Raw genomic sequence first — 3,898 nt, forward strand, 5'->3', positions numbered from 1 at the left:
GACGCGTAAAGTCGGCCCTGTGAGCAGAACGCGAAGCCGCAGCGACTCGGTCCGAGAGGACGAGGAGCTGCGGCTTCCGCGTGCGCCGGGCCTCTTCCGCCGATACTGGGCCCGTCATCCGGTGTTCGCCGACGTCCTGCTGACGTTGTTCTGCCTGTTCCTCTCGCTCGCCCCGGCGGGTCGGTTCGTCGATGAGTCCGTCCCTGAATCCGCCTACATCGCGCTCAACATCGCCACCGTGGCCATGGTCGTCGTGGCGTGCAGCACACTGCTGTGGCGACGGCGGGCGCCGCTCGTTCCCTTCTTCGCGGCCATGATCCTGGGGACGGCCAGTCTGTTCACCGGGCCGTCCAGTGGCACCATCCTGCTACTCGTCGCCTGCTACGGTCTCGCGGTCTACCGGTCGTCACGCACCGCCTGGACCTGTTACGGAATCGGCGCGGTGTGGTTCCTCCTGCTCAGCGGACTCCTGATGCTCACCGGCGTGATCGTGATGCAGAACGGACTCGACACCGCGCTCAGCTACATCGTGCTCGGTCTGATCGGCACACTCATCGGAGTCAACGTCGGCGGCCGCAAGCGCTATCTGTCGGCCGTCATCGATCGCTCGCGGCAGTTGCTCGTCGAGCGTGACCAGCAGGCGCAGCTCGCCGCCGCATCCGAACGGGCCCGCATCGCTCGGGAGATGCACGACATCGTCTCCCACTCGCTGACGGTGATGGTGGCGCTTTCCGAGGGTGCCGCCGCGACGCCCGACCGCGAGCAGGCACGCAGAGCGGCGATCCACACGGCCGACACCGCTCGTGCGGCCCTGACCGAGATGCGATCGATGCTCGGTGTGCTGCGGGATGACGACTCTCCGCTGCCCCTGGCACCCATGAAGCCCGCGCCGCCGCGCGACACGGTCGAGGCGGCGCAGCGCGCCGGATACCCCGCGACGCTCACGGTCGCGGGGCAGGCCGAGGTCTCCCCCGCCGTCGCCCACGCGATCGGGCGGATCGTGCAGGAGGGCGTGACGAACGCGATGCGACATGCCCCGACCGCGTCGGCCATCACTGTGCGGCTGGAGTACACACCGGACTCCGTGACGATCGACATCGTCAACGACGGCGCGACCGGTGGCATCGGGACCGAAGGTTTCGGGTTGCGCGGACTCGCCGAGCGCGCCGCTCACGTGCAGGGAAGCGTGGAGTCCGCGCCGACCGACGGGGGACGATGGGTTCTGCGCGCTGTGCTGCCGACGAAGACGGCTGCCCCCGCCCCACAAGACGAATCGACGGAGGACGACGGATGACGGATGCGATCAGGGTGCTTCTGGTGGACGACCAGGAGTTGATTCGCGTCGGGTTCCGGATGGTCCTCGAAGCGGAGAGCGACATCGTCGTGGTCGGTGAGGCCGGCGACGGGCGGGCGGCGATCGCGCAGAGCGCCGCACTCGCACCCGACCTGGTGCTCATGGACATCCGCATGCCGGAGCTGGACGGCATCGCTGCCACCGAGACCATCGTGCGGGATCGCCCTCAGACGAAAGTGCTCGTGCTGACCACGTTCGACCTCGACGAATACGCTTTCGGCGCCATCCGTGCCGGTGCCAGCGGCTTCCTCCTCAAGGACGCTCAGCGTCACGAGATGACCTCTGCCGTTCGCGCCGTACACCGTGGCGATGCCGCGCTCTCTCCCCGGATCACGCGGATGCTCCTCGAGCACGTGACCCCGCAGCTCAGCGCCTCGTCCTCCCCGACACCGGATGCCGCGGAGAGCGCGGCACTGGACTCGCTCACCGAACGCGAGAGAGACGTATTCCTCGCGATCGGACGCGGGCTGACCAACGCCGAGATCGCCCACACCCTCTACGTCGGCGAATCCACCGTGAAGACGCACGTCGGCCGGGTGCTGGCGAAGCTCCACGCGCGCGACCGCATCCACGCCGTGATCCTGGCGCACAGACTCGGCCTCGTCGGAAACGAGACCTGAGGCATCAGGCGCCGGCGGGGGTCCATTCAGAGACCCGATCGAGCAGCCCCACCTCGTCGGTGGAGAGTTCGAGGCGAGCACCCGCCAGAAGGTCGGGCACCTGCGCGACCGTGCGAGCACTCGCGATCGGCGCGACCACGGTCGGCTGCGCCCGCAACCAGGCGAGGGACGTCGCGGCGATCGACACGCCGTGGGCGGCGGCGATCTGCTCGAGCGCATCGATGACGCGCAGGCCCGCCTCGGTCGCGTACTTCGCGGCGCCCTGCGCACGCGGGGAGTCCTGCCCCGCGACATCGGACGAGCGGTACTTGCCGGTCAGGAATCCGCTCGCCAGCGCGTAGTAGGGAACAAGCCCGAGCTCGAACTCCTCGGCGACCGGGATGATGGTGTCCTCGACCTCATGGCGATGAACGAGGTTGTAGTGCGGCTGAACGGCGACCGGCGCAGCGACGCCCGTGCGACGCGCGATCTCGATCCACTCTCTGATGCGTTCGGCGGAGTAGTTCGACACCGCCACGTGACGCACCAGCCCGTCCTCGACGAGCTGTCCGAACGCGGCGACCGTCTCTTCCAGTGGAACGGTGTCGTCGTCGAAGTGCGCGTAGTACAGGTCGATCTCGTCGGCGCCGAGACGCCGGAGCGAGGCCTCGGCCGCCTTTCGCACATTCGCTCCGGAGAGGCCGCGGAACTCCGGGTGCTGACTCACCTTCGTCGCGACGACGACGCCGGACGGCTTGCGGGAGGCGAGCCACTCGCCGATGATCGTCTCGCTCTCGCCACCGTTGTTGCCCGGCACCCAGGAGCTGTATGAATCGGCCGTGTCGACGAAGTCGCCGCCCCCGTCGACGAATGCATCGAGCACTGCGAACGACGCATCGCGATCGGCTGTCCAACCGAACACGTTGCCGCCGAGTGCGAGCGGGAGGACGTCAAGATCACTGGTGCCGATACGAGTCATGACGAAGACAACCGCGGATCGGTCTTCGCGCATTCCCGGATGACGTCACTTTTCGTGGTCGGCAGGGGAGGAATCGCTTCTGGGCGTCTCGCCCTCGTCGTAGATCTGCGAGGGCCGCCCGACGAGCCGGGTGTCCGGGGCGTGAGCGACCAGGGGATCTTTGCCGGGGTAGTCGAATCGGGCGAGGACGCACCTCATCGCCTCGAGCCGAGCCCTCTTCTTGTCGTTCGACTTGATGACGATCCAGGGCTCGGTCGGCGTGTCCGTGTGAAAGAACATCGCTTCCTTCGCCGCCGTGTAGTCCGCCCAGCGGTCGATGCTGGCGAGGTCCGTGGGGCTCAGCTTCCACTGCTTGACGGGATCCTCGCTACGGCGCCTGAACCGGCGTCGCTGTTCGGCCTCTCCCACCGAGAACCACAGCTTGATGAGGCGGATGCCCGACCCCACGATCATCCGCTCGAACTGCGGCGCGGTCTGCATGAATTCTTCGTACTCGGCCGATGAGCAGTACCCCATGACCCGTTCGACGCCGGCGCGGTTGTACCAGGAGCGGTCCATCATCACGATCTCGCCGCCCGAAGGCAAGTGCGCGATGTAGCGCTGGAAATACCACTGCGTACGCTCGGCATCCGTCGGCTTGTCGAGCGCGACGACCCGGGCTCCTCGAGGGTTCAAATGCTCCATGAAGCGCTTGATCGCCCCGCCCTTCCCCGCCGCGTCGCGTCCTTCGAACAGGATGAGCAAGCGCTCGGAGGAGTGCTTGATGTGCGACTGGAGCTTCAGGAGCTCGATCTGCAGCAACCGCTTCTCTCGTTCGTACTCCGCCGTGGAGAGCTTCTTCGCGTACGGGTAGTCGTGTTGCCACTCCGGAGTGACCGTCGCCGTATCGGGTGCACTGCTCAAGATCTCGCCCTCTCGCTTGCTGTCTGGGTCCCCGAAACCAAGCAGGCAAGCGCCGGTGGCCGG

4 protein-coding genes are annotated in these 3,898 nt (G+C 67.3%); 2 read left to right on the plus strand and 2 right to left on the minus strand.

Annotated elements, in window-relative coordinates; genetic code table 11:
* Window positions 1-19: 19 nt before the first annotated feature.
* Together ACNPM4_RS05365 and ACNPM4_RS05370 are read left to right on the plus strand one after the other, a co-directional pair.
* Entirely contained in the window at window positions 20-1,294 is a 1,275-nt protein-coding gene (locus tag ACNPM4_RS05365) for a sensor histidine kinase (RefSeq protein WP_448984963.1), read from the plus strand.
* Window positions 1,291-1,974 (plus strand): response regulator, encoded by a 684-nt coding sequence (locus ACNPM4_RS05370; RefSeq protein ID WP_448984965.1) that lies wholly within the window; start codon window positions 1,291-1,293, stop codon window positions 1,972-1,974. Before ACNPM4_RS05365 ends, ACNPM4_RS05370 begins: the two co-directional genes overlap by 4 nt.
* Before the next feature lie 4 nt (window positions 1,975-1,978).
* On the opposite strand, the gene ACNPM4_RS05375 is transcribed toward ACNPM4_RS05370, so the two are convergent.
* Together ACNPM4_RS05375 and ppk2 are read right to left on the minus strand one after the other, a co-directional pair.
* Window positions 1,979-2,932, minus strand: coding sequence for an aldo/keto reductase (locus ACNPM4_RS05375; RefSeq protein WP_448984967.1), 954 nt, complete (start codon window positions 2,930-2,932; stop codon window positions 1,979-1,981).
* Window positions 2,933-2,977: 45 nt separating this feature from the next.
* Window positions 2,978-3,880, minus strand: coding sequence for a polyphosphate kinase 2 (ppk2, locus tag ACNPM4_RS05380; RefSeq protein ID WP_448984970.1), 903 nt, complete (start codon window positions 3,878-3,880; stop codon window positions 2,978-2,980).
* Window positions 3,881-3,898 lie beyond the last annotated feature (18 nt).

The sequence above is a fragment of the Microbacterium umsixpiens genome (assembly GCF_053543675.1).